Source organism: Paenibacillus sp. FSL P4-0127, from assembly GCF_038007325.1.
GTDB lineage: Bacteria > Bacillota > Bacilli > Paenibacillales > Paenibacillaceae > Fontibacillus > Fontibacillus macerans.
In genome coordinates this window covers 5,519,722-5,543,368 of sequence record NZ_JBBOWY010000001.1, presented here as the reverse complement: position 1 = coordinate 5,543,368, position 23,647 = coordinate 5,519,722, and the positions used below count along the sequence as shown (strand labels likewise).

Annotated in this window: 22 protein-coding genes and 1 pseudogene; 14 read left to right on the top strand and 9 right to left on the bottom strand. The window is 48.3% G+C overall.

The genetic code is table 11. The annotated features are described in order from the left end of the window. The first annotated feature begins 30 nt into the window (after window positions 1–30). The 3 genes from NYE74_RS24750 to NYE74_RS24740 are packed head-to-tail and all read left to right on the top strand — an operon-like array spanning window position 31 to window position 3,166. Window positions 31–1,473 carry a PTS transporter subunit EIIC gene (locus NYE74_RS24750; RefSeq protein WP_316560982.1) on the top strand — a complete coding sequence of 481 codons (1,443 nt, stop codon included), beginning with the start codon at window positions 31–33 and terminating at the stop codon, window positions 1,471–1,473. Then, window positions 1,460–2,995, top strand: coding sequence for a sulfatase-like hydrolase/transferase (locus NYE74_RS24745; RefSeq protein WP_316560981.1), 1,536 nt, complete (start codon window positions 1,460–1,462; stop codon window positions 2,993–2,995). The genes NYE74_RS24750 and NYE74_RS24745 overlap by 14 nt, the downstream gene beginning before the upstream one ends. A gap of 15 nt (window positions 2,996–3,010) precedes the next feature. Further along, entirely contained in the window at window positions 3,011–3,166 is a 156-nt protein-coding gene (locus tag NYE74_RS24740) for a PTS glucose transporter subunit IIA (RefSeq protein WP_144245273.1), read from the top strand. Window positions 3,167–3,578: 412 nt separating this feature from the next. On the opposite strand, the pseudogene NYE74_RS24735 reads toward NYE74_RS24740, so the two are convergent. Next, a pseudogene (locus tag NYE74_RS24735) lies at window positions 3,579–3,817 on the bottom strand (transposase); the annotation flags it as partial. Window positions 3,818–4,138: 321 nt separating this feature from the next. On the opposite strand from NYE74_RS24735, the gene NYE74_RS24730 reads away from it, so the two are divergent. Beyond that, entirely contained in the window at window positions 4,139–4,294 is a 156-nt protein-coding gene (locus NYE74_RS24730) for an NAD(P)H-dependent oxidoreductase (protein WP_213510683.1), read from the top strand. A 179-nt stretch (window positions 4,295–4,473) separates the two neighbouring features. Here the strand turns inward: NYE74_RS24730 and NYE74_RS24725 are convergent, their stop codons facing one another. Continuing rightward, a complete protein-coding gene (locus NYE74_RS24725) occupies window positions 4,474–5,127 on the bottom strand; it encodes a GntR family transcriptional regulator (RefSeq protein WP_316560980.1) in 654 nt (217 codons plus the stop codon). A 152-nt stretch (window positions 5,128–5,279) separates the two neighbouring features. Here NYE74_RS24725 and uxuA point away from each other — a divergent pair, with 152 nt between their 5' ends. From uxuA to NYE74_RS24710, 3 genes are all read left to right on the top strand, one after another. Continuing rightward, entirely contained in the window at window positions 5,280–6,356 is a 1,077-nt protein-coding gene (gene uxuA / locus NYE74_RS24720; protein ID WP_316560979.1) for a mannonate dehydratase, read from the top strand. Beyond that, on the top strand, window positions 6,356–7,966 hold the full coding sequence (locus tag NYE74_RS24715) for a mannitol dehydrogenase family protein (protein ID WP_316560978.1): 1,611 nt from the start codon (window positions 6,356–6,358) through the stop codon (window positions 7,964–7,966). The genes uxuA and NYE74_RS24715 overlap by 1 nt, the downstream gene beginning before the upstream one ends. 222 nt (window positions 7,967–8,188) lie before the next feature. Beyond that, window positions 8,189–9,211, top strand: a complete 1,023-nt coding sequence (locus tag NYE74_RS24710) for a LacI family DNA-binding transcriptional regulator (RefSeq protein ID WP_036624124.1) — start codon at window positions 8,189–8,191, stop codon at window positions 9,209–9,211. Window positions 9,212–9,283: 72 nt separating this feature from the next. Here NYE74_RS24710 and NYE74_RS24705 read toward each other — a convergent pair whose 3' ends face one another. Then, window positions 9,284–10,243, bottom strand: a complete 960-nt coding sequence (locus NYE74_RS24705; RefSeq protein ID WP_316560977.1) for a sugar kinase — start codon at window positions 10,241–10,243, stop codon at window positions 9,284–9,286. Between the two features lie 301 nt (window positions 10,244–10,544). Here NYE74_RS24705 and NYE74_RS24700 point away from each other — a divergent pair, with 301 nt between their 5' ends. Further along, window positions 10,545–11,183 carry a bifunctional 2-keto-4-hydroxyglutarate aldolase/2-keto-3-deoxy-6-phosphogluconate aldolase gene (locus NYE74_RS24700; protein WP_316560976.1) on the top strand — a complete coding sequence of 213 codons (639 nt, stop codon included), beginning with the start codon at window positions 10,545–10,547 and terminating at the stop codon, window positions 11,181–11,183. A 69-nt stretch (window positions 11,184–11,252) separates the two neighbouring features. Here the strand turns inward: NYE74_RS24700 and NYE74_RS24695 are convergent, their stop codons facing one another. The 4 genes from NYE74_RS24695 to NYE74_RS24680 form a co-directional block, all read right to left on the bottom strand. Continuing rightward, window positions 11,253–11,567 (bottom strand): DMT family transporter, encoded by a 315-nt coding sequence (locus tag NYE74_RS24695; protein ID WP_036624121.1) that lies wholly within the window; start codon window positions 11,565–11,567, stop codon window positions 11,253–11,255. Window position 11,568: 1 nt separating this feature from the next. Further along, on the bottom strand, window positions 11,569–11,916 hold the full coding sequence (locus NYE74_RS24690; protein ID WP_036624120.1) for a DMT family transporter: 348 nt from the start codon (window positions 11,914–11,916) through the stop codon (window positions 11,569–11,571). A gap of 108 nt (window positions 11,917–12,024) precedes the next feature. Next, window positions 12,025–12,609: a TetR family transcriptional regulator gene (locus NYE74_RS24685; protein WP_036624119.1), complete on the bottom strand. Its 585-nt coding sequence runs from the start codon at window positions 12,607–12,609 to the stop codon at window positions 12,025–12,027. Between the two features lie 210 nt (window positions 12,610–12,819). Continuing rightward, a complete protein-coding gene (locus NYE74_RS24680) occupies window positions 12,820–13,575 on the bottom strand; it encodes a class I SAM-dependent methyltransferase (RefSeq protein WP_036624107.1) in 756 nt (251 codons plus the stop codon). A 149-nt stretch (window positions 13,576–13,724) separates the two neighbouring features. Here NYE74_RS24680 and NYE74_RS24675 point away from each other — a divergent pair, with 149 nt between their 5' ends. The 5 genes from NYE74_RS24675 to NYE74_RS24655 are packed head-to-tail and all read left to right on the top strand — an operon-like array spanning window position 13,725 to window position 18,660. Further along, window positions 13,725–15,326 (top strand): ABC transporter substrate-binding protein, encoded by a 1,602-nt coding sequence (locus NYE74_RS24675; RefSeq protein ID WP_036624106.1) that lies wholly within the window; start codon window positions 13,725–13,727, stop codon window positions 15,324–15,326. Next, the gene (locus NYE74_RS24670) at window positions 15,326–16,273 is read left to right on the top strand and encodes an ABC transporter permease (RefSeq protein WP_036624105.1); all 948 of its coding nucleotides are present in this window, start codon (window positions 15,326–15,328) and stop codon (window positions 16,271–16,273) included. Before NYE74_RS24675 ends, NYE74_RS24670 begins: the two co-directional genes overlap by 1 nt. Beyond that, window positions 16,273–17,073 carry an ABC transporter permease gene (locus NYE74_RS24665; protein ID WP_036624104.1) on the top strand — a complete coding sequence of 267 codons (801 nt, stop codon included), beginning with the start codon at window positions 16,273–16,275 and terminating at the stop codon, window positions 17,071–17,073. The genes NYE74_RS24670 and NYE74_RS24665 overlap by 1 nt, the downstream gene beginning before the upstream one ends. Continuing rightward, on the top strand, window positions 17,073–17,927 hold the full coding sequence (locus NYE74_RS24660; protein ID WP_051985555.1) for an ABC transporter ATP-binding protein: 855 nt from the start codon (window positions 17,073–17,075) through the stop codon (window positions 17,925–17,927). Before NYE74_RS24665 ends, NYE74_RS24660 begins: the two co-directional genes overlap by 1 nt. After that, a complete protein-coding gene (locus NYE74_RS24655; RefSeq protein WP_051985554.1) occupies window positions 17,872–18,660 on the top strand; it encodes an ABC transporter ATP-binding protein in 789 nt (262 codons plus the stop codon). Before NYE74_RS24660 ends, NYE74_RS24655 begins: the two co-directional genes overlap by 56 nt. 2 nt (window positions 18,661–18,662) lie before the next feature. On the opposite strand, the gene NYE74_RS24650 is transcribed toward NYE74_RS24655, so the two are convergent. Further along, complete coding sequence (locus NYE74_RS24650; protein ID WP_341005221.1) at window positions 18,663–19,628, bottom strand: LacI family DNA-binding transcriptional regulator; 966 nt, start codon at window positions 19,626–19,628, stop codon at window positions 18,663–18,665. A gap of 147 nt (window positions 19,629–19,775) precedes the next feature. Between NYE74_RS24650 and NYE74_RS24645 the strand changes: the two genes are divergently transcribed. Next, entirely contained in the window at window positions 19,776–21,098 is a 1,323-nt protein-coding gene (locus tag NYE74_RS24645) for a 6-phospho-beta-glucosidase (protein ID WP_341005220.1), read from the top strand. Window positions 21,099–21,194: 96 nt separating this feature from the next. On the opposite strand, the gene NYE74_RS24640 is transcribed toward NYE74_RS24645, so the two are convergent. Further along, window positions 21,195–23,513, bottom strand: coding sequence for an AraC family transcriptional regulator (locus NYE74_RS24640; RefSeq protein WP_036624101.1), 2,319 nt, complete (start codon window positions 23,511–23,513; stop codon window positions 21,195–21,197). Window positions 23,514–23,647 lie beyond the last annotated feature (134 nt).

Below are 23,647 nucleotides of genomic sequence, written 5' to 3'. Positions count from 1 at the left end.
CTACTTGCAGCTGCGGAAGGAGCAAACAGGATGAGCTATGAAGCACTGGCTAAGGAAATCATTAAAAACGTAGGCGGGTCCGGCAACATTTCAAGTTTGGAACACTGCGCGACACGCTTAAGGTTTAAATTACATGACGACGGACAGGCACAGACAGAAGATTTAAAGAAATTAGATGGAGTAGTAACGGTTGTAAAAAGCGGAGGACAATATCAAGTTGTCATTGGGCCGCATGTAGCCGATGTATATAAGGAAGTGGTGAAGGCAAGACAACAAGGCGGCGGTGATGCTTTATCCGAAGGCGAAGGTGCGTCAGCCGCTCAAAAACCCGACAAGAAGGCAAAGGTACTTGATCGCTTTATCAATGTGATCTCGGGCGTATTCACACCGGCATTAGGTCTTTTAGCAGCTTCAGGCATCGCCAAAGGCTTGGCGGCGGTCTTATTGGCCACGAACGTATTGTCCGCGCAATCCGGGGCTTATATTTTATTATGGGCGATTGGGGATACCTTCTTTTATTTCTTCCCGATTATCTTGGCCTATACTTCCGCAAACAAGTTTGGATTGTCGCCCATTTTGGGCATCATCATCGGAGCTTCCCTGGTCTATCCAAGTTTGACCGCTTTACTGAGTGAAGGAAAACCGATCTATACCCTCTTTGAGGGAACGATTTTTCAGGCGCCTGTATACTTTGAGGTGTTCGGAGTACCGATTTTGTTAATGAAGTATGCGCAGTCGGTCATTCCTTCAATCATAGCCGTTTTCTTTGCCGCCAAAATCGAGAAATGGTTAAAAAGGGTTCTGCCCAAGGTGATTCAAATGTTTATGGTGCCTTTTGCCACTCTGATTATTATTGTTCCGCTCACTTTTTTAATTATTGGTCCTGCGGCGACCTGGTTAGGAGCTATATTGGGCTTTTTGGCCAAGGGAGCATATGATTTGAATCCAACGCTTGCGGGTTTGTTTATCGGCGGATTATGGCAGGTGTTTGTGATGTTCGGCCTGCATTGGGGATTGATACCTATTAGCTTAATTACGATAGCCCAATTTGGCTTCGATCCGCTTCTGGCTTTGATGCTGGGCACGCCATTCGCCACATTGGGTGCGGTGCTGGGCGTCTTTTTGAAAACCAAAAACTCCAAGCTGAAGACGCTATGCGTTCCATGTTTTGCGACGGGGATTTTCGGCATATCGGAACCGGCCATTTATGGTATAACGTTACCCAATAAGTATCCTTTTATCTTTACTCTTGCAGGGGCTTCCATCGGTGGAGGGGTCATGGGATTTCTGGGCTCCAAAGCTTATGTGGTCGGCGGTATGGGAATTTTGGCGTTGCCGAACTACATTAACCACGGGAACTTCGACATGGGCTTTTTCGGGGCTGTTATCGGAATTACGATGGCCTTTATCGTCACTTGTTTGCTTACCCTTGTCTTCTGGAATGACAGCAAAAGCGTAAATGCCGTTAAATAACCGCCGTGAAAATAAAGAAGCAACTCAAAAGGATGGAGAAACCATGAGAGCTCTTATGATTATGTTTGATACATTAACCCGCAGTTTTTTGCCTAACTATGGAAACGATTGGGTAAAAGCGCCTAACTTTGAACGTTTAAGAGAGAAAACCGTGACTTTTGCCAACTTTTATGGCGGAAGCATGCCGTGCATGCCGGCAAGAAGAGAACTGCATACAGGGAGATATAATTTCCTGCATCGTGGCTGGGGGCCGCTGGAAAGCTTTGATAACTCGGTTTTTGAGAGGCTGCAGGAAGCGGGGGTTTACTGTCATCTGGTCACGGATCATTCTCATTATTTCGAGGATGGCGGAGCTACGTACCATAACCGTTATTCGACGTGGGAAGGGTTTAGGGGGCAGGAAGGCGACCGTTGGGTTCCGCGCAGCCAAGCAATGTCCATGGATAATCAAAACCCTTTCAATAAAACAGGAATTTCGGCAGTACAGCATTACGCCAACAGAACCAGACAAGTAAACGAAGAGGACATGTCCAGCGTTCAAACGATTCAGGCCGGCTTGGATTTTCTTGCTCACCATCATGATAAGGATAACTGGTTTTTGCAAATGGAATGCTTCGATCCCCATGAGCCTTTTTATGTTCCGGAGAAGTATCGGCAGCTATATGATTGCAAGGAAGATAATGACATCCCCTTTTGGCCAAAGTATCAAAAAATCGATTCGGACAGTAATCATGAACAAATCGACGGGATGAGAAAAGAATATGCTGCATTGCTGAGCATGTGTGATTATCATTTGGGCCGGGTGCTGGACTTTTTGGATGATCACAACATGTGGGAAGATACCTTGGTTATCGTCAATACGGATCACGGCTTCCTGCTGGGAGAACATGACTGGCTGGGCAAAAATATTGCACCCATGTATGAAGAAATTATCCATCTTCCGTTCTTTATGCATATCCCCGGAGAAGATTATAATGACGGGAAAGTTTACGATGGATTGTGTCAAACCGTAGACATTGCGGCAACCCTGTTGGATTATTTCAATATTTCCGATGATTACCATCGTGACGGCAGGTCTTTAATCTCCATGATCAAAGAGGAAATGGGTCATCATGCTGAAATTCTTTTTGGGGTCAATGGCGGACATGTTGGCGTGTATGACGGCAGGTACGTGTATATGCGCAGCTCGGCCAAACCGGATAACGGACCTTTGGTTAATCAGACGCTGGCGATGACAAGAATGAGGGGCTTCTTTACCGATGATTCCTTATCGCAAGTGAAACTGGTCCCGGGAAATCGCTTTACCAACGGCATGCCCGTATTGCAGCTGCCTGTTGAAAACTATATTAATTCTTACGGAATCGGAAATTTGCTGTTTGATATGAAAAAGGATCCAAAGCAAGAAAATCCGTTGACTGATCCAGAAATTGAAAAAGCCATGATTGAAAAGCTGGTTAAAAAAATGAAGGAGATCGAGGCGCCGCTGGAAGAATTCGAACGGCTTGGCCTAATCAAGAAATAGGAAGGAATAAAGCTTATGTTTGATATCGAGCTTATTCAACAGGCCGGTTATCCATTCGTGACGCCGGTCATTGTACCGGTTGGCCAAGAGTTAGTTAAGCGAGTTGACATCTTACAGAATAGTAACGATGATACACGGCCTGACATCGATTTGTTGCGTATTGTTTTATGACATTGCCTAAATAGAACGGGTTCCCGCTCTGCCTTTTCCGGCAGAGCAGGAACCTTTTTGTTATTTAGCGTACCTAGAGGCACGGATGGATGACTCATCCAATTTACGGAATATTGTGAAAGTTGAGGCAGATCAACATCCGCTGTCCGGACGCTTTGCACGATTATCCCGTTTGATCAGGGAAGCAGAGAAAGAGATAAATTCATGAGAAGAGATAGGTTTGTAAGAAGCAGACTGTTCGAGATCATTAGACAGGTTTGTGGGAAGGAGGTTTCGGAGAAGTGAAGCAGACCTGACCGGAGGGATGGGGCAAGACACCGGAAAAAATGAAAGGACCGTGATCTTGCTGCAACTAGAATCCGTTTGCATCAATGCCGGCACCGTTCAACCACTTCTATCAAGCTGCTGCCGCAAGGGGCAGATGCGTTCCTTCAAAAATCGTGCCGACCAAAGGCGATGTTTGAGGCTTGCATTTTCCGCACTCGAACAAGGGGATATGCCGGAAGCCAGACGGCTGCACCGGGTGTGAGCGCAGCGTGGGCAAACGAAGCCGCTCGGCCACTTCATCGCGATCAGCGCCTCCATGCAGTCCTGCTCGCTTTGGTAACGGCTGCTGAATGGCTGAAGTTTCGTTCCGGTATTGACCTCTATGTTCACTCGCCCTCGAATCAAGAATTCACGAACATAAGTTCCATTTATTTCATTATACCAAACGTATGTTCCCTCATCAAGCCGAAATTCTTACCTGAACCGGCTCATTTTTTCCTTATTAATCCCTTACCCTAGCCCTCAACCCCTCCCCTCTGAACGAAAGGGATAATCGTGCAAAGGCAAGCAGCATGTGCAGGGACACCAAGACACGAACGCTTTCATGCGAAAAACCTTGTCCGATAGAATGCTCGATCGTGCTCTTTATCAGATGTCCGCCCAGATCCGTCAATTTTTCAAACTTTCTATATATTCCAAGACGATGTGCTGACCTTCGGATGGGCATTCGGGCCCGGCGGCGACCATTTGAGGGGCAAAGAGTTTGTCGTGGCGACAACGACAGGCGGGGAGGAGAAGGGATACCGCGCTGGCGGACACAATTGGTTTACGCTCAGCGAATATTTGCGACCGATCCAATGAACATTGAGCCGGTGCAACGGGACTTATTTACCGGCCTTCGTCTCTTACAGGCCATCGCCCGAGGAGCTGCCGCATGGGGTTAAGCGGTATGTTCAGCATATTATGAGCCCTCTGACCGCCTTGGCCCAGTAATAACAAGATAAGCGGGGCTTCGGCCCCGCTTTTGCTATGAAAAACGTCTATGCCTTAATATACTCCGAGAAATTCTCCTGCATGTACCGTGAATTAATATCTTCCCGCAGATGATGGTCGATCAGTTCGTCAAGTTTATCCAGTTCCTTATGCATCATCATTTCGAGAATGGTTTGATGCTCTTTATGGATGTCCACAAGCTTTTCCTTCCTCAACATATGCAGTCTGCGGTATCTGGCGTAATGGACACTCGTCTGCTGGATCAAATTCCACAGGAACTCTCGCCCGGCCAATTGAAACAAGGACTGGTGAAAGGCGTCGTCCAGGCCCAGAAATCGTTCGCTGTCCTCGTCCTCATCGATGACGGCCTGCTGCTTGTCCAGGATCTCCCTGAGCTCATGAACTCCTTTGAGCGGGAGATGGGCGGACAAATCTTTGCTGATTTCTTTTTCGAGCACGCTTCGCAAATAAATCATTTGTTCGACCGACTCCAAATCAATAAAGGAAACAAGGTTGCCTTTTTTGGGATAGATATCGATATAGGATTCCAGACTGAGCTGCTTCAGCACATCGCGAAGCGGGGTCCTGGAGATCCGGAAACGTTCGGATAGGGCGGTTTCGCTTAGAATGGCGCCGGGCTTTAGCTTTAGGGTAAGGATTTCGGTTTTCAGTGATTTCATGATCTCAGCTTTAATGGACATGTTGACTCCTGCTTTGGTTTTTGAATTTATCTGGTATACATCATGTTAACATAAACAAAATTCAGGCCGGGTGATAAATCTTACAGACGCTTCTCGATCTTGTATTTTATGATCAACTCAATCTTGTATACAAGAAGGAGGAGATTGTTGAGATGAATATGACATGGCGCTGGTATGGGGAAGGGAACGACAATATTACGCTTGACCATATTCGGCAAATTCCCGGGGTGATGGGAATCGTCTGGTCTTTGCATGACAAGGTGGCCGGGGAAGTATGGGAAATGGAACGGATTCAGGAAGTGGCGGATCAGATCACCAGCAAAGGCTTCAGCACCGCCGTCGTTGAGAGCGTTAACGTTCATGATGATATCAAAATCGGCTTGCCGACGCGCGACAAATATATCGACATCTATATCGACACCATCCGCAAGTTGGCCAAGGTTGGCGTTAAGGTGATCTGCTATAATTTCATGCCGGTTTTTGACTGGACGCGCACGGAACTGTACAAGGAGCTTCCGGATGGCTCGAACGCGCTTTTTTATGAAAAGGCTGCCATTACGGATAATCCGCGGGAGATGGTGGACCGGATTCTGAAAGGGGCCGGAGAATTCACGATGCCGGGCTGGGAGCCGGAACGGTTGGCGAAGCTGGATGAGTTGTTCGCCGCCTATGCGGATGTAACGGAAGAGAAGCTGTTTGCGAACCTGAAGTACTTTTTGGAGCGGATTATTCCGGTATGTGAAGAAGTGGATATTAAAATGGCGATTCACCCCGACGATCCGGCTTGGCCGATCTTTGGCCTGCCGCGCATTATCCGCAGCCGGGACACAATCCGCCGTATGCTGGACGCCGTGGACAGTCCGTACAACGGCCTGACTTTCTGTACGGGCTCGCTGGGCACGAATCCGGAAAACGATCTGCCGGCGATGATCCGCGAGTTCCATGACCGCATTCATTTTGCGCATATCCGTAATGTGAAAGTGTTTGATAACGGAGATTTCATCGAGGTGTCCCATCGCGGGCGCGATGGCAGCGTAGATGTCGCGGAAGTTGTAAAAGCTTATCACGAAAACGGATACACCGGTTATGTGCGTCCCGATCACGGGCGGCATCTGTGGGGAGAAGAGAAAAACTGCCGTCCGGGCTATGGCCTGTATGACCGGGCGCTGGGCGTGATGTATTTGCTGGGCGTTTGGGACAGCCTGGAAAACGCTAGGGAGGCCAAGTAATGCTGCGTCTTAGCCGGGAAAGTCTAAAGGCTGGCCGATCCGCCTGGGAAGCGGCGGGCGTTGAGCTGCCGAAGTTCGAACTGGAGACGGTAGCGGCGAATACGCGGGTTAATCCGCGGTGGGTTCACTTTGGCGCAGGCAACATCTTCCGGGGATTCGTGGCGAATGCCCATCAACAGCTGCTGGACAGCGGCCAAGCGGATACCGGAATTATCGCCGCGGAATCGTTTGATTTTGAGATGATCGACAAGGTCTACAAGCCTTACGACAATCTGACGCTGCTGGTGCTGATGAACGCGCGCGGCGAGTTTCAGAAGAAAGTGGTCGGCAGCATTGTCGAAGCCCTTGCCGCGGACAAAAATCGGGCAGCGGATTACAGCCGCCTGATCGAAATCTTTGAGCAGCCGAGTCTGCAAATGGCCAGCTTCACCATTACGGAAAAAGGATATTCGCTCACCGGTCCGAACGGCCAATATCTAGGGATCGTGGAACAGGATATCGCGAACGGTCCAGCACAGCCGATTCATGCGATGAGCATCGTCACTTCGCTGGCGTACCGCCGTTATTTGAAAGGCCGGTATCCGATGACATTTGTCAGCATGGACAATTGCTCCCATAACGGAGACAAGTTAAACCAAGCCGTCTTGACGATGGCCAAAGAGTGGGCGAAGAGAGGTTTGGTTGAAGGCGGATTCATCGACTATCTTGAAGATGAACACAAAATTACGTTCCCGCTGTCCATGATCGATAAAATCACGCCGCGTCCGTCGGAAACGGTGCAGGCGGCGCTCTTGGAGCAGGGGATCGGCGATATGGAGGTGATCGTCACCTCCAAGCACACGTATACCGCGCCTTTCGTCAATGCGGAGATCAGCGAATATCTGGTGATCGAGGATAAGTTTGCAAACGGCCGTCCACCGCTTGAAGAGGCCGGGATTATATTCACGGATAGAGACACCGTCAACAAGGTGGAAACGATGAAGGTCACGACCTGTTTGAATCCGCTCCACACCGCACTCGCCGTTTCCGGCTGTCTTCTAGGATTTACATTGATTGCGGATGAGATGAGGGATGATACGCTGCGCAAGTTCGTAGAAACGATAGGCTACACCGAGGGGCTTCCGGTCGTGGTCGACCCCGGCATCCTGAGTCCCAAGGGGTTTCTGGACGAGGTGCTGCAGGAACGTTTCGCGAATCCGTTTATTCCCGACACCCCGCAGCGGATTGCGACCGATACTTCGCAGAAAGTAGGCATCCGTTTTGGTGAAACGATCAAATCCTACATGCGAAGGGAAGACCTTAACCCGGAAAGTTTAACGGCCATCCCGTTGGCGATCGCCGTCTGGTGCCGTTACTTGCTGGGCGTGGACGATGAAGGCAAGCCGTTCACTTTAAGTCCGGACCCGCTTTTGGAAACGCTGCAAAGACATTTGGCAGGGGTGAAACTAGGTGATAAAACTGCGGGAGTCCGCGCCATTCTTGAGGATGGGCAGATTTTTGGCGTTCCTTTGTACTCGATTGGGCTCGGCGAGAAAATTGAGGGCATGTTTTATGAGATGCTGGAAGCTCAGGGGGCCGTGCGGCGAACGCTGGATAAATATCTGAAATAAACGCAAGGGAGCTTTTGGAACTTATTGAGCTCGGATATCTCGTATATTCGGAAGCCTTTCCGGAAACAAACCGAGGTAGGGACTAACAAGGCATGTCCTGAATCGGGTTTGTGAAAGAAGGGCTTTTTTACTTTTGGGCTATTCGGACCGGAATCTGTGTTATTATGAAAGATATGAACTGTTTTTGCACAAAACTTATTTGGAAAGAGCGGAGCTTTAATGATGAAAAAGCTGACTATCGACGATGTCGCCCGTAGGGCCGGCGTTTCCAAAAGCACAATATCCCAGTACTTGAACCAGCGGTATAAGTATATGAGCGAAGCGACGCGGCAGCGGATCGCCGAAGTCATTGAGGAGTTGGATTATCGGCCGAACGGCCTTGCCCGCAGTCTGAAGCAGAATCGCACTCATCTCGTTGGGATCATTGTGGCGGATATCGACTATACTTTGTCCATCCAGTGCGTCCGCGCCATCGAAAGCGAGCTGCAGAACCGGGGGATCCAGGTTTTGATCTGCAATGCTGACGAAAATCCGGAGAAGGAGCAGCTCTATATTGAAACACTGATTGCCAGACAGGTTGACGGTTTGATTGTGTTCCCTACGGGGCATCAATCTTCGGCCTACAGCCGTCTTGGCGAACTGGAGATGCCGTTCGTTTTCATTGACCGTCTGGTTGACGGCGTCAGCACCCAGAGCTTGCTGCTTGATAACGAAATTGCCGCCAAAATGGGAGTAGAAGAGTTGGTCCATAACGGGCATACCCGGATCGGTATGATGACGCTGCCGCTGGGGGAGCAAGGGATTACTCCGCGCAAGGAGCGGCTTGGCGGATTCCGCAAAGCAATGGAGGAGGCGGGCTTGCCGCTGCGGGAAGAATATCTTGTGAGTGCTCCGGCGCAGGAGCTCGGAGCCCGGCTCTCGGAACTCATGGCGCTTCCGGAGCCGCCGACATCGCTGATCGCCGGCAACGATATTGTGCTGGCCGAGCTGTTGAAAGCCTCCAACCGGCTGGGGATTTCCATTCCCGAGCGACTGTCGGTCATTGGCATAGACGATGCCGACTTTGCCCGCATCTACAACCCGGTCATCACCACGATTTGTCAGCCCGCCCATGAGATGGGCGTTCAAGCCGCCAAAGTCATTCTTTCCGGGATCGAGGATCGGGACAGACCGATACCTATTACGTACCGTTTTCCGCCCGCGCTTCGGCGTGGGGAGTCGGTGAAAAAATTGGAGATTCGGTAAAGCCGGCAAGAACCTAAAAGGACTTTGACTTCCTCAGCGTGTGGAGGTCAAAGTCCTTTTAATATCGCGATTTTAACTGACAGTTACGGCTGATGCCATAAATGCCTCCAATTCAGCGCGGCTTGGCAGGCCGTCCGAGTCGCCCGGCGACATAACCGCCAGCGCGCCGATCGCATTCCCCCTGGACACAGCCGACTGGACATCCAGCTTCTCCAATAGTCCGCTAATCACGCCGGCGGCGAATCCGTCGCCCGCGCCGACTGTATCGACAACCCGTTCCACTTTAAAGCCCGGCACAAAGCCGTGGCCCTGTAAACTCTTGTAGAAAGCCCCGCCCGGCCCCATTTTGATGACGACCAGCGAGACGCCCTGCTTGAGATAGAAATCGGCAATCTCCTCAGGCTCCTCCAACCCGGTTAACAGGCGCCCTTCGCCGATGCCGGGAAAAAACCAGTCGGAGCGGCAGGCCAGCTCGTTGATCGTCCGAATCATCGTCTCTTGGTCGCTCCATAATACCGGCCGCAGATTGGGATCAAACGAGATTGTCCGGTTTTGACTTTTCATGTAGTCCATAGCATGGCGCGAGAATTCCAGCATGGATGGTGAAAGCGCAGCCGAAATACCCGTGACGTGCAGATGACCGGCTGAAGCAAAGTAAGCCGGGTCAAAGTCGGCGATACCAAGGGTGGAGGCCGCGGACCCTTTACGGTAATATTCCACCTTCGGATCACCGCTTAGTACTCTGGATTTAAGAAGCAAGCCGGTCGGTTTCTCATGAGTTAACTTGACTCTGGAGGTATCGATGCCCTCTCTGTTCTGGGCATCCAGAATAAATCGTCCCAGACTGTCCTCTCCAAGTTTCGTGACATAGCCGGTTGGAAGACCGAGCCGGCAGAGACCGATCGCTACATTGCTCTCGGCTCCGGCCAGTGCTTTGGAGAAAGCAGCAGCTTCGTGAAGTTCGCCGACTTCATCGGCGCGGAACATGACCATCGGTTCGCCGAAAGTGACGGCGGCCAAGGCTTTTGACATGTAAAATTCCCCCTAAAGACTAATTATCCTCAAAATATCATATAAACCGGTTTTGTACAATGCCGGTCTTTACATTTACTATGAGGATGCCAATAAAATAGATCAAAAGTTAGCCGTTTTTTATTGTTATTTACGGGAATTCTAAAAAAACATTGACGGAGCCGATAATTGTGTTTAGTATCAAGTTGAAGCAGAAAATTAGTAGATTTTAATTTTATTTTAATAAAATAATTTAGTAAACTTTATTAATTGCATATTGGCTAGTCATAATCAAAGTAAAGAGGCAAAGGAGAAGAGTTCTATGAAAAAATTAAAAGTGTTGGGAAATTTGCAGGAATGCGGCGTAGTAGCGGTAATCCGGGCGGAAAATGCGGATGATGCCTGTAAAATGTCTGCAGCCTGTATTGAAGGCGGCCTAACCAATATAGAAGTGACGTTTACGACGCCGGGCGCGGAAGAAGCCATCCGCCGGCTGGTATCCGAGTATGGAAAGCAGGCGGTCGTCGGCGCCGGTACCGTGCTTGATCCGGTTACGGCGCGAATTGCCATTCTAGCGGGGGCGGAATTTGTGGTTAGTCCGTCGTTCGACAAGGAAACGGCGCAGCTTTGCAACCTCTACGGAATTCCTTATATGCCGGGCGTTCTGACGCTGGGCGAAATCAAGGAGGCGTTGAAGCTGGGGGTTGACATCCTGAAATTGTTCCCGGGCAGCGCTTTCGGTCCCGATTTCGTCAAGGCCGTTAAGGGCCCGATGCCGCATGTCAGCATTATGCCAACCGGCGGCGTTGATCTGGAAAATATGGAACAGTGGCTTAAGGCCGGCTGTATCGCCGTCGGGATCGGCAGCAACCTTACGGCTCCGGCGAAGCAAGGCCGCTACGACCAAATCGCGGAATTGGCGGAAGCGTATGTATCCAAGTACCGGGCACTAAGTAAATAGAACGGGGCGGGAACAACGCCAGGCTGTAAAGAGATGGCTCCTGTATGGATCAGGAGTCATCTCTTTAAGTTATGAAACTGCTTTGAGACCAACAACACCAACGACAATGATCAAGAGACTTATCATGCGCCCGATGCTTTTGGATTCACCAAAAAAGATCATGTTTACCAGAACGGCAGCGGAGGTTCCTATTCCAATCCAGACCGCATAGGCGATGCTGACTTGCAGATAATTAAAAGAAGCGTAAAGAAAGGCAAAAGAACCTCCAAATCCGCCAAAAAACATCAGCAAATTCAACATGGATTTCTTTTGGCTGAATTTTTTTAAACCAATGACTCCAGTCAGCTCAAATAGAGCAGCAATCAATACGAATAGCCAACCCATATTAACGAACTCCTTTTGCCGATCCGGTTTCCGGCTTATTGTCGAATAGTTTTAAGGCAATTACCCCAATGACCAGAATCCCCATAAACAGACCTTTTGCAATGCTGAATTCCCCATCAAAAATCAGGATGTCCATTAGGGCCGTGCCCACTGTACCTGCGGCTGCAAAAACGGCGTAAACGGTGCCGGTCGGCAATGACTCGCAGGCTTTTGCAAGAAACTGCATATCGACGAGAATTATGACCATGATGATAACCCAGTGCCACCAAGTATCGGCAACATTGAATCCAAAGACCCAAAGCAATTCGAATAGAGAAGTTAAAAGGACAAAAATCCAACCTTTATTCATAGACCCTTTTCCTTTCCGAAAATTCAAAAAAAGTCACCGCACGATTAATGAATGAACGTCAGTCATAATATTTCAAAAAAATAAATGCAGATTTGCCGGTACTTTGCTTCAGTTTCTCCATAATGATCTCTTGATGAAATGAAATACCCGCGTCTTATAAACGTCCAGGGGTTCTTCTTGTTCAAGTCCGATATAAAATCGTTCGGCAGCATTTTCAATCAGATTGATGAGAAGTTTGGCCGTCCATTTGGCATGAAGATCGCTGACGATCTCATTATTGTTCATGGCTTTCACTAATATGTTCTCAAGCCAATCATAATAAGGAGAATAGATGGCTTCCCATTTTTCCATGGAATGATCGATCGCAAGACCGGAATAACAAAGGACAAGGATTTCTTTGTATGAATCGGTGATGTCGAAGGTTTCGCTTATTACAACCTCCAAAACGTCCCAAAAGCTTTCTTTATCCTGTGCTTTTTCTTTGATTTTACCAAAAGTGATGCTAAGAAGATGATCTGCAATCGCGGGGATTAACGCTTTTTTGGATGAGAAATATAAATAAAACGTTCCTTGGGCAACGCCCGCTTTTTTTACGATATCCGAAATAACCGTCTTATCATATCCTTTTTCCGTTATGACCTCCATGGCCGCGTTTAAAATAAGCTGGTATTTCCCATCAGAGAAGTTTGCCAATATTCATCCCCCTCCTTTTTGATTAATGAATGATTATCATTCATAATACGTGAATGCGAAAATACTGTCAAACGTTCCGCAATTGGTTAAATCATTGGCGAAAATACGAAGCGAGCAGGAAGCTTTCGCAAAAATCAAACAAGGGCCAACAACCATCGTATGGGAATAGGACTATAGAAATCAGAGCCGTAAATAGACGCCGCAAGGCGTCTATTTTTCGGCAACGATCGCGAACATAGGTCTGTGGCGGTTTAGGATTTTTTCTCCTGGACTATAAAATTCAGCATCGAACCCTTCATGGACTTGGATTTTAGTAAAGCCAATAAATTTAAACATTTCGCTGTCCCATCCAGGTCTTCTTACATAAGTCAATGGCAAGGTGAGCGCCAGTCGATCTCCTTCCTCGATGTCTTGCTCTTCGCGGTACGGCAAGTAACCTTGCTCGATCGCCTCCTCCTTGGCTTTTCTGAAGAGCTCTGCCTCCTGGGGATGGCTCAAAAACAAATTCCAATTTGCGTCGAAAATAATAACTTGGCCATCGTCGCCCAGCATCCCATGCCAATTTTGATAAGCCGCAACAGGATTGTATAGGAACCAGGTGACATTCCTGGAAATGATGACATCAAAAGTTTCCTCAGTTTTGTATTCGATGATATCCGTCTCCACAATCCTGATATTGCAGTTGTATTTTTGCGCATTTTGCTTTGCTCTGGCCACCATTTCAGGCGAGGAATCGATGGCGGTAACCCGGTGCCCCATACGGCTAAGCAAAACCGCAAAAAATCCGGGCCCCGTTCCAACATCGAGGATTTTTAAATTCCGTTTTCCGGATAAAAGATTACTCAGGATCGCGTTCCATTGATCGTATGTATCCGTTGCAAATTCGGTATTAACGATTTCATCATACACCGCTGCTCCTTTGTCCCAATAATCACGATATTGCTCTGCAAGCTTATGCTCAGTCATTAACCCGGTCTCCTTTATTAAAAAAATATGTTGCAAATCGTAACAATTACGATTAATAATATACAAAGATTACTCTGTTTGCAAGTGGCCATGATCATTGCGCCCGTTTAATCGCCAACATCGAAGGAGAAGAAGTAGGAGGAGTAGGGATGTTTAGCAGATATGGTTTCAGTGTTGCCGCCGTTTTGACGTTGTTGTTGCTTATAGGGTGTACGCAAGCCCAAAGTCCGGTTTCCGATGCCGGCCATGAAACAGACAAACAAATCGTTGTAGCGGTAACCCAGGATACGGAAGGGGATAAACTCGATGCCGCGACCTACAATGGAGCACGGCATGTGCATGCCGCTATATATGATGCGCTGGTGGGATATGAAGGGGAAGGCAAAATGGTTCCCGGCTTGGCCGAATCATGGGAAATCTCCGCTGACGGAAAGAAATATACTTTTCAGCTAAGAAAACAAGTGAAATTCTCGGACGGCAGTCCATTGAATTCCGCGGCTGTTAAGTTTTCTTTGGAGCGGGCGGTCGGCAGAGAAGAGAACGCTACGAATGAAATCTCCCGGTTGCTGACAAAAATTGAAACCCCCGATGACAACACCGTCGTACTTACGTTCAAAGAAACCGCAACTCAAATCTTGTATGAGCTTAGCCAGGCCAGGCCTTTTCGGATCATGAGTCCAAACGCGGTAACTCCTGCGGGAGATGTGGATGGAGAATTTCATCAAGCAATCGGCACGGGGCCCTGGAAAATAGGCAGCTATCGGCAAGGAGTCGAGACGGTTCTGGTTGCAAACGAACATTATTGGTTGGAGCAACCGTCGGCGTATTCGCTTGTTTTTCGAGTCATTACGGATCCGCAGGCCAGGGTGCTTGCGCTGCAATCCGGAGAGGTAGATCTTGCGGGCGGGGAAGTGGGCAATATTCCGGCGGAAAGTCTAAGTATTTTTCAAAATAACGGCAAATATGCGGTAGAAACGGGCACCAGCACCATGTCCTATTTTTTGGTGATCAATCAAAACCATGCGGCTCTGTCGGATAAAAATATACGCCAGGCGATCAATTACGGAAATGATACGAGTAAATACACGGATGGCAGCGGTGAACCGGTCAAAGGGTTGTTTCAACGGGAAGTCGCCTTTGTCACGGACGATAACCAGCCTTTTTATCCTTACGACCCTGAGAAGGCAAAACAATTGATCGCAGCCGCGGGCTACGAATGGAATGAGAAAAAGCAGCTTTATGAGAAAGACGGACAAGTCCTGGAGCTGCGACTGGTAATTCAAACGGAAGAATATCCGGAGTGGAAAGAGATGGCGGAAATTTTCCAGGACAACATGAAGCAGATCGGCATCCAAATAAACATCGTAAATCAGGAACGGGCCGCTTACTACGATACGTTATGGAGCAGCAAAGAATATGACCTGCTTATGTACCGGACTTATGCGGATGCGCAATTGCCGTACCGATTTCTGTCTTCTTTATTCTACAGCTCACCGTCAGCGCCGGGCGTTGCTTATCAAGACCGGCCATTGTCCGACCTGCTGGATCAGATTGCTTCCACCGTCTCGGCAGAGCAGCAGCAGGCGTTATTTGACCAAGTGTTTGTTCGCATGCATGAGGAAGCGATGACGGTGCCGGTTTACTACGCCAAGCAAACCTTTGTTCATACGCGCGAACTGGCCGGCTTTACTTTCAATGCCATAGAGGATGATCCTGTAAAGTGGCATCACTTGAAGAAGGAAGCACAATAATGCTGCGTTCCATTACCCAGCGTCTGTTGATGTTAATGCTCACGTTGGTCCTGTTTTCATTGTTCGTCTTCACCCTAATGCGTCTGGCGCCGGGAGATCCGGCGTCGATGATGCTGCTGAACATCGGGGCGGTGCCGGAGCGATCATTGGTGGCTCATTTGCAGGCGCAATGGGGGCTTGATCAATCGTTTATTCAGCAATACATGGCTTGGGTTGTTCAGATATTCCAAGGAGAACTGGGAAATTCCTTTATGTCCGGCGAACCGGTGTTACACGAAATCATGAACCGTTTAGAACCGACGCTGACCCTGATCGTAGGCTCCTTTTTACTTACGGTGTCTATTTCAATACCGGCCGGAATTTGGTTAGGCTTGAATGCAGGTTCGTTTGCGGATCGCGTAGTTTATTCGGTTACCATTTTGGGGCTATCCATTCCCTTATACTGGCTCGCGATTCTGCTGATGTATGCTTTCGGTGTGATCTGGCCCGTTCTTCCGATCGTTGGCAGCTCTTCCGTACAGCATTATGTGCTTCCGGTAACGGCGATCTCCCTAATCCAAAGCGTTTACTTCATTCGGATGGTGCGCTCATACACCGTGCAATACAGTAAATTCTCTTATATTGAAGCGGCAAGAGCCAGAGGTTTGCGGCCCGCTATTTTTTATCCGGCTTATCTATTCCGCGCCATGTTCATCCCGATCCTGACGTTAATCACGACCAGCTTGCCAAGCTTTTTTGGAGCCTCGATCATCACGGAAACGATTTTTAGTTTTCCGGGGTTCAGCAAATATATGCTCGAGGCGATTTACCGCCGTGATTTTCCCGTCATTCAGGGGAGTGCGCTGCTGGTGGCCGCTTTTATATTTGGGTTTAACTTTGTGGCCGATATCCTTTATTTTGTGGCCGATCCGCGTGTTCATCTTGATAAACAGAGGTGGGAACTATGATGAACCTCGTTTGGGCGAATAAACTTCCTGCAGCGGCTTTGTTGTATATTGCGGTTCTTATGATTGCCGGGCTGAGCGCATCGTGGATTTCACCTTATGACCCGTTCCAAACCGATCATCAAGCAAAGCTCCTTCCCCCAAGCCTCGCTCATCCGTTTGGAACGGATTATCTGGGAAGAGATTTGTTAAGCCGGGTGATTCACGGGATCGGCGACTCCGTGTTCCCCGTTTTCATAGTCCTCAGCGTCGTCATGTTGATCGGACTGTTCGTCGGCGCGCTGAGCGCTTTTTGGGGGAATAAACTTGACCTGTTGATGATGAGCGTGACGGATATTTTTACGGCCTTGCCGAATGTCCTGCTCACCATCGTGGTGGTTGGTTTTCTCGGTTTTGGCATGGAGAATGTTTATTTCGCGGTGATTCTTTCCTGGTGGGCCAAGTACGTAAGATTAATTCGCGGTTTGATCCATGATGTGAAAAAGGAGCCGTATATTATGGCCAGCAGGGTAAGCGGATCGTTTGGCATGAGAACGATAATCCGGCATATGATCCCGAATATCGCCCCGCAGCTTGGAACCATGCTGATTCTGGATGTAAGCAAGGTGATTTTGACTTTATCCGGTTTATCCTTCTTGGGAATTGGCGCGCAGCCGCCTTCACCCGAATGGGGGGTTATGTTATTGGATGGGAAAAATTATTTGCAGGTTGCTCCATGGATGGGGTTTTTCCCGGGCTTGATGATTTTTCTGACCGCTTGTTCGTTCCAGATTGTCGGCGAGCGGCTCAGGAGGGAGAAATAATGGATACCGTAGTAGACATAAAAAATCTGCATATTCGGAACGCATTCGGCCAGCCGCTGGTACACAATAGCAGTTTTTGTTTGGAGTCGGGGAAAACTTATTGCCTATTGGGGGAAAGCGGAAGCGGCAAGACGTTAACAAGCAAAGCTGTTTTAGGGATGCTGCCTGCCGGTCTGCAAATGTCGGGCGAGATCCTGTTGCGCGGCCAAAACCTGAATCGTTTATCCCAAAAGGACTGGCGCAAAATCAGGGGGAAACAGGTGGGCGTCATTTTTCAGCACCCTGAGCAAGCCTTGCATCCAGCGCTCCCGATCGGCAGACAATTAGGTGATCATATGCTTAGCCATTTACCGATATCGAGGCATGAGGCTGAGCAACAAGCGGAAAAGATGCTGTCTCAAGTGCTCTTGAACGATACGGCGCGCGTGATGAAAAGTTATCCTCATGAGCTGAGCGGCGGAATGAATCAACGTGTCATGATTGCGATGGCGCTGCTGTTAAAGCCTGAGGTAGTGATTGCCGATGAGCCGACGAGCGCCCTTGATGTCACCACCCAGGCTGAAGTCATCTCCTTATTGCACCATCTGATATCGGAGCTGAACAGGAGTATGTTGTTTATTACGCATGATGTGCTTCTGGCCAGTTATCTTGCGGATACGATCGGTGTGATGCGTGACGGAGAAATCATCGAGCAGGGGAGCGCCGAGCGAATATTAGGACAACCCGAGCAGGAATATACCAAACAATTATGCAGGTATCGATCGCAAAGATTCCTTAACAAAGGAGGTGCCGGTCCGAATGCTCCAAGTGCTGCAGCTATGCAAAAAAATGAATGGAAAGCAAATTCTGAGTGACATCCATTTTACGATAGAAGCTGGAGGGTCCCTGGCTATCGTAGGCGAGAGCGGCAGCGGTAAATCCACGCTGGCCCAGCTGATCATGGCCTTAAAGCAGCCGACATCGGGGCAAATTATATTTAACGGGCAACACCTGCCCCGCAAAGGAATAAAAGCGTATAAAGAATGGTATCGCGATATTCAGATTGTTTTGCAAAATACAGCCTCAACCTTAAACCCGGCGCTGAGCTTGTTTCAGTGTCTGGAAGAACCGTTAAAGAACTTTACAAGCTTGAACAGAACGGAACGCAAAAAGAGAATTTTAGAGTATTCGGACAAAGTGGGGCTTCGTGAGGAACTTCTTAGATACCGGCCAGGTAAATTAAGCGGGGGCCAGTACCAAAGAGCCTGCCTGGCCAAAGCGCTGATCATCCATCCCAAACTATTGATCTGTGATGAAATCGTCTCGAACCTTGATATCGTATTGCAACAGCGGATCATAGAACTGCTTAAGTCCATTCAGCGGGAACAAGGGTTGTCTCTTCTGTTTATTACCCATGACCTCTCGCTTGTGCCCGGACTGTGCCAAGATATTTTAGTGATGAAAGACGGAAAAATGATCGAGCAATTTCATACTTCCGACCTCTATAATGAGCGCGTGCGGGACGCCTATACGATCGCGTTGCTTAAATCAACCGAAATGCTTGAAGCCAAATGGATGATCTGGAAAGAGCCGGGCCCTCTTCATTAAATCTATGTCGATCTTCGCTCAACCACGTTAAACTCCAGAGAATGCAGTTTAGGGACGGCTTGCTCCAGCATTCCCTTTATAATATTAAATGCATTCTCTGCTTGTTTATCTACGGGATAATGGATGGTTGTCAGATCCAGCAGGTGAGCGATGTCTGTATTATCAAATCCCATAATTCCCACATCATCCGGCACCGAAAATCCGGCGCGTCGCAGCTCCGTTAAAATCCCTGCCGCTACCTCGTCGGTCGAGCAGGAAATCGCATCCGGCTTGTCCGCTTGTTTTATCCACCATCGCGCTACTTCTTCTCCATCGCGAATGGTCATCTTATTATGAAATTGCGGGAAGCCTTTATCTTTTAATCCGTACTTTTGAATAAAATCCTCATAGGCTCTGATTCGTCCCAGGGTATTCAGGCCTTTGGACGAGTATACGTTTAAAATTTTCCGGTAACCTTTGGCGTATAGATACTCGAGGCCAAGCATGTAGCCTTGATATTGATCCATAAAAACGGACGGTATCGTGTCACTGACGAGACGTTGCCAAGTTACAATCGGTCCGTATTTCGTGTAGGATTCGATGACATCCCACTCATTCGTGCGGAGCAGGCAAAGCAGGGCGTCCAACTGCTTGCTGCGCAACATTTCAAGAGCTTCAAGTTCCTTATCGCAGTTTCCGTTTGTCATGAAAAGCATGACGTTAAATCCGTATTTTTGGGCAATCGTATGAAATGAGCGTATGAGCGACATTAACAGTGTACTGTATGAAACGGCGATAACCCCAATGATCCGGGTCATGCCTTTTTTTAAAGATTTCGCATTGGAATTGGGTACATAATCCAACTGTTCAATGATGTTTAAGACTCTTTCTCTCGTTATATCGCTTACATAAGGATGCCGGTTAATTACGCGTGAAACCGTTGCCGTAGAAACCCCTGCAAGACGTGCGATCTCTTGGATATTTGCCACCTGTGGCCCACCTCCACATTAAGCATAGCATTGTTTTGAGTACTTACAAAGTTGAACAACCCCTAAAATTAGGGTTTGACCTGTAATGCATTACATCATCTACAATCGAATTGTCAAAAGAAACGAAGAACGAAGGAGGGTATTTCAATGAAAAAAGGATTAAAAATCGTTACGATCGGCGGCGGGTCAAGCTATACTCCTGAATTGATCGAAGGGTTTATTAAACGGCACCATGAACTTCCGCTTAGGGAACTGTGGCTTGTCGATATTGAAGCGGGGAAAGAGAAGCTGGAAATTGTCGGAGCCATGGCAAAAAGAATGGTAAAGGCAGCGGGAATCGACTGTGACATTCACTTGACGCTGAATCGGAGAGAAGCGCTGGCGGATGCCGATTTTGTCACAACCCAATTCCGCGTAGGCCTTTTGGATGCTCGCATTAAAGACGAAACGATTCCGCTTCGCCATGGGATGATCGGTCAGGAAACCAACGGAGCAGGCGGCATGTTTAAAGCGTTCCGCACCATTCCGGTCATCTTGGAGATCGTCAAGGATATGAAAGAACTGTGCCCGGATGCCTGGTTGATCAACTTCACGAACCCGGCGGGAATGGTAACGGAAGCCGTGCTGCGATACGGCCGGTGGGAGAAGGTGATTGGCTTATGCAACGTTCCGATTATGGCGACTAAGAACGAAGCTGCTGTACTGGAAAAAAACGAAGAAGAATTGTTCTTCAAATTTGCCGGCATTAATCACCTGCACTGGCACAAAGTCTATGACCGAAACGGCAAAGAACTTACCGCTGAAGTGATCGATAAACTGTACGGTCCCGATGCCAAACCGGAAAAAATCGTGGAAAATATAAAAAACATGCGCTTCTTGTATGAACAAATCCGTCAATTGGAAATGCTGCCTTGTCCTTATCATCGTTATTATTACATGACGGATAGCATGCTGAAAGAAGAGCTGGAAGAGGCCGATAAGGAAGGGACCCGCGGGCAGGTAGTGAAACGTCTGGAAGAAAGTTTGTTTGAGCTTTATAAAGATCCCAACCTGGATTACAAGCCCAAAGAACTGGAGCAACGCGGGGGAGCATACTACAGCGACGCAGCTTGTGAAGTGATTAATGCCATCTATAACAACAAAGGAACGCGCATGGTAGTCAACACACGCAACCGCGGGGCGATTAGCGATCTGCCTTATGACAGTGCCATTGAAATTACGAGCATGATTACGGCACACGGTGCGGAGCCTGTACATTTTGGCGCATTCCCGTCCGCTCAAAGAGGGCTATTGCAGTTAATGAAGGCGATGGAAGAGCTGACGATTGAAGCGGCCGTCACAGGAGATTACCCAACAGCACTACAGGCATTTACATTGAATCCCCTGGTGACAAGCGGCGACGTGGCTAAAGTGGTTTTGGATGAATTGTTGGAAGCGCATAAAGAGCATCTGCCGCAGTTTAAAAAATGATGATTTGGTAACGTTCATAGCAGTGCATTAGGAAGAACAAATGGATGGGCCTGTACGGACCATCCATTTGTTTAAAGGTAATTAAAAGGATTCTTATTAGGATGTGGTGTTTTTATGCATCCTCCGATATTGGGCTGGCGTCATTCCATACACCTTTTTGAAGATGGAATAAAACGTGTTAAGCGACGAAAATCCGTATTTCTGGATGATCGGCTCAATCGGCGAGTCGGAGGCAAGCAACTCCTGACAAATGTAATTTAGGCGCTTCTCCGATATCTTTTCCGTAATCGACTGGTTTGTCTCCGCTTTATACAAACTGCGGAAATAGTTCACGGACAGACCCAAATGGTCGGCCAGCATTTTTGCGGACAAGTTCGAATCGGTTAAATGTGCTTCAATGAACTGGTCCGCCTGCTCGATCAGGGCCGCGTTTTTGGACAGACTGCGGGCAGCCTCAATGTCTTCAAGCGTCTTGGTTATAAGCGCTTCCATCCAAGGCACTACGTTTTCCATCGTCTCCTGCTGTATGATCTGATTCTCGATAGAAGTCAGCCCCCATGAACTGGGCAGCGGCTGACTGGAGTGCTCCTGCATAAGCCGGCGTATGTTCATAAACAAGGTAATCAGCGACATTTTACATTCAAAATAGGGCAGTCCCCGCAGCTTGACCACGGCTGAGCGTATGATTTCCAGAACCGTATCCGCGTTACCCTTGGGAAGAGCCTGAGCGATCTGCCGCTCTTTGTCCACAGGCAGATGATACAGTTCTCCGGGCGCGTCGGCCAGCCATGCTTTCACGACGAGCGCTCCGTGCCCGAATCGGAACCGTTCCTGCGTCAGTTCATACGTCTCCATATATACTTCATGCATGTCGGTCAGGCTGGGCAACGTCCTACCCCAAGCGACGGTCGTGCCGATTGACAAATACTGCTCCATTAACTGCTTAGATACTTGCAGCTTCTTTGCAAATTCTTCGGACAATGGAGCCGATAAGACAACCGCCACGTGATCGTTCCCCATGTCCACCGTTTGCAGCTTGTGCTTGGAAAATTGCAGCGACTCTTGAATAATATTGGACATTGCAAATCGGAGTAGACGCCGGTCCTTTTCCGGGTAGGCCTCCGTAAATTCCGAGAAGTGGTCGATCCGGAAGATGGCCACCGACAGCTGATCTTCCGGCAGAGCAATTCCCCATTCTTGAAATTGAGCACATATTTCCTCTGCCGTATGATAGATACCCCCCAGAAAATCCCGTAAAAACCGCTCCCTACCCAGAATTTTAGTATGCCGCCAGTGCTCGGTCAGTTCATAAATCCGATTGTGTTGGGCTGTAAACACATTGGATAAGTAGTCAAGTTCATTTGCGCTATATCCTTCGCCGGGCTTTTCCGCTTGATGCTGGCGCATCACTCTGCTAATCAGTTCTTGAATAGGCGAGTACACCCGTTTGGAAATCAGAACGATCACGGTCAATGATGCTATGAACAGAATGAGGAACAAGATCAGGCTTGTGTTGCGAAGAACAGTGATTTTTCCCAAAATGACAGACTTCGGGATAGTTTCGATAAAACTCCAATCCTGAATCCCTTTAATGGAGGAGCCTGCGTAAACCATCAGTTGCTCTTCCTGATTGCGGGGCTGAAACAGCTTCCATCCGCTTTCGCCCTTATTCCCTTGGCTCCTGAGCTCCGCAATTTGTTCCTGATTCAAAGGAATGCTGCTAAAAACCGTCTCATCCCGATCATTCAGAACAGTGACCGACCTGTTCGCATAATTCGAATTGTTCTGAAGCAAGGTCATTAAATTATCAGTATCTATATTCAGAACGAAAGCCGAGATGGAACTGCCTTTTTCGTAAAATCTTACGATGCTAATCACCTCTTTGGCCTTAATCCCGACAAGCGGAATGGACAAGGTTCTCGGAATGAGAACGCTGTGATCCGTTGTAGCCGGATCCTGCAAACGCTTAATAATGTCCTGGTCGTAAAAAGCTTCCGCATCACTCAATCCAAGTCTGGAATCTACTACAGTATTTGTGTAATCGTTGATTAGGTATACCGAATCGATAGACGGATTGGCGTTCTTGATTTCGATAAGCCGTCTCCATACCCCATAAGTTTCAAAATCGCTGTATTGATCCGAAAGGGCATTCACCTTGAGGGTACTGTCATCGCTGGAGGAGAAGCTGAATTCCAAAGACCATTCCATCAGACGCGCAGTGTTCCGGGCACCGTTCAATAGCAAGGATTCGGAATGATCGCCGATCTCTTCCAGAAGCGTCTGGGAAGACTGCCAATAGAGCAGCGCAAAAGATACAGCCAGAACCAGAACGTTTGCACTGACAAAATAAAAAATAAGTTTCATATAAGTAGGATGCCGCTTCAGCGATGTGAAAAGTGGAAGTCTGAACTTCATTGCTCTGAATCCCCCGTTATTATAACTTCCGATTCTTATCATTTTTAGATTATTAATTATAGCATAACGAGTAGTCCCGTCTGCAGAATCGGTTATTTTCGAGGGTAGTGTTGTTTTTGGGAAGTTCATAAATC

Excerpts from the sequence above, each read along its gene's own strand:
- NYE74_RS24750 (WP_316560982.1), top strand. The coding sequence starts at position 31 with ATGAGCTATGAAGCACTGGCTAAGGAAATCATTAAAAACGTAGGCGGG.
- NYE74_RS24745 (WP_316560981.1), top strand. The coding sequence starts at position 1,460 with ATGCCGTTAAATAACCGCCGTGAAAATAAAGAAGCAACTCAAAAGGAT.
- NYE74_RS24740 (WP_144245273.1), top strand. The coding sequence starts at position 3,011 with ATGTTTGATATCGAGCTTATTCAACAGGCCGGTTATCCATTCGTGACG.
- NYE74_RS24725 (WP_316560980.1), bottom strand. The coding sequence starts at position 5,127 with ATGTCCATTAAAGCTGAGATCATGAAATCACTGAAAACCGAAATCCTT.
- uxuA (WP_316560979.1), top strand. The coding sequence starts at position 5,280 with ATGAATATGACATGGCGCTGGTATGGGGAAGGGAACGACAATATTACG.
- NYE74_RS24715 (WP_316560978.1), top strand. The coding sequence starts at position 6,356 with ATGCTGCGTCTTAGCCGGGAAAGTCTAAAGGCTGGCCGATCCGCCTGG.
- NYE74_RS24710 (WP_036624124.1), top strand. The coding sequence starts at position 8,189 with ATGAAAAAGCTGACTATCGACGATGTCGCCCGTAGGGCCGGCGTTTCC.
- NYE74_RS24705 (WP_316560977.1), bottom strand. The coding sequence starts at position 10,243 with ATGTCAAAAGCCTTGGCCGCCGTCACTTTCGGCGAACCGATGGTCATG.
- NYE74_RS24700 (WP_316560976.1), top strand. The coding sequence starts at position 10,545 with ATGAAAAAATTAAAAGTGTTGGGAAATTTGCAGGAATGCGGCGTAGTA.
- NYE74_RS24695 (WP_036624121.1), bottom strand. The coding sequence starts at position 11,567 with ATGGGTTGGCTATTCGTATTGATTGCTGCTCTATTTGAGCTGACTGGA.
- NYE74_RS24690 (WP_036624120.1), bottom strand. The coding sequence starts at position 11,916 with ATGAATAAAGGTTGGATTTTTGTCCTTTTAACTTCTCTATTCGAATTG.
- NYE74_RS24680 (WP_036624107.1), bottom strand. The coding sequence starts at position 13,575 with ATGACTGAGCATAAGCTTGCAGAGCAATATCGTGATTATTGGGACAAA.
- NYE74_RS24675 (WP_036624106.1), top strand. The coding sequence starts at position 13,725 with ATGTTTAGCAGATATGGTTTCAGTGTTGCCGCCGTTTTGACGTTGTTG.
- NYE74_RS24670 (WP_036624105.1), top strand. The coding sequence starts at position 15,326 with ATGCTGCGTTCCATTACCCAGCGTCTGTTGATGTTAATGCTCACGTTG.
- NYE74_RS24665 (WP_036624104.1), top strand. The coding sequence starts at position 16,273 with ATGAACCTCGTTTGGGCGAATAAACTTCCTGCAGCGGCTTTGTTGTAT.
- NYE74_RS24660 (WP_051985555.1), top strand. The coding sequence starts at position 17,073 with ATGGATACCGTAGTAGACATAAAAAATCTGCATATTCGGAACGCATTC.
- NYE74_RS24655 (WP_051985554.1), top strand. The coding sequence starts at position 17,872 with ATGCTCCAAGTGCTGCAGCTATGCAAAAAAATGAATGGAAAGCAAATT.
- NYE74_RS24645 (WP_341005220.1), top strand. The coding sequence starts at position 19,776 with ATGAAAAAAGGATTAAAAATCGTTACGATCGGCGGCGGGTCAAGCTAT.
- NYE74_RS24640 (WP_036624101.1), bottom strand. The coding sequence starts at position 23,513 with ATGAAGTTCAGACTTCCACTTTTCACATCGCTGAAGCGGCATCCTACT.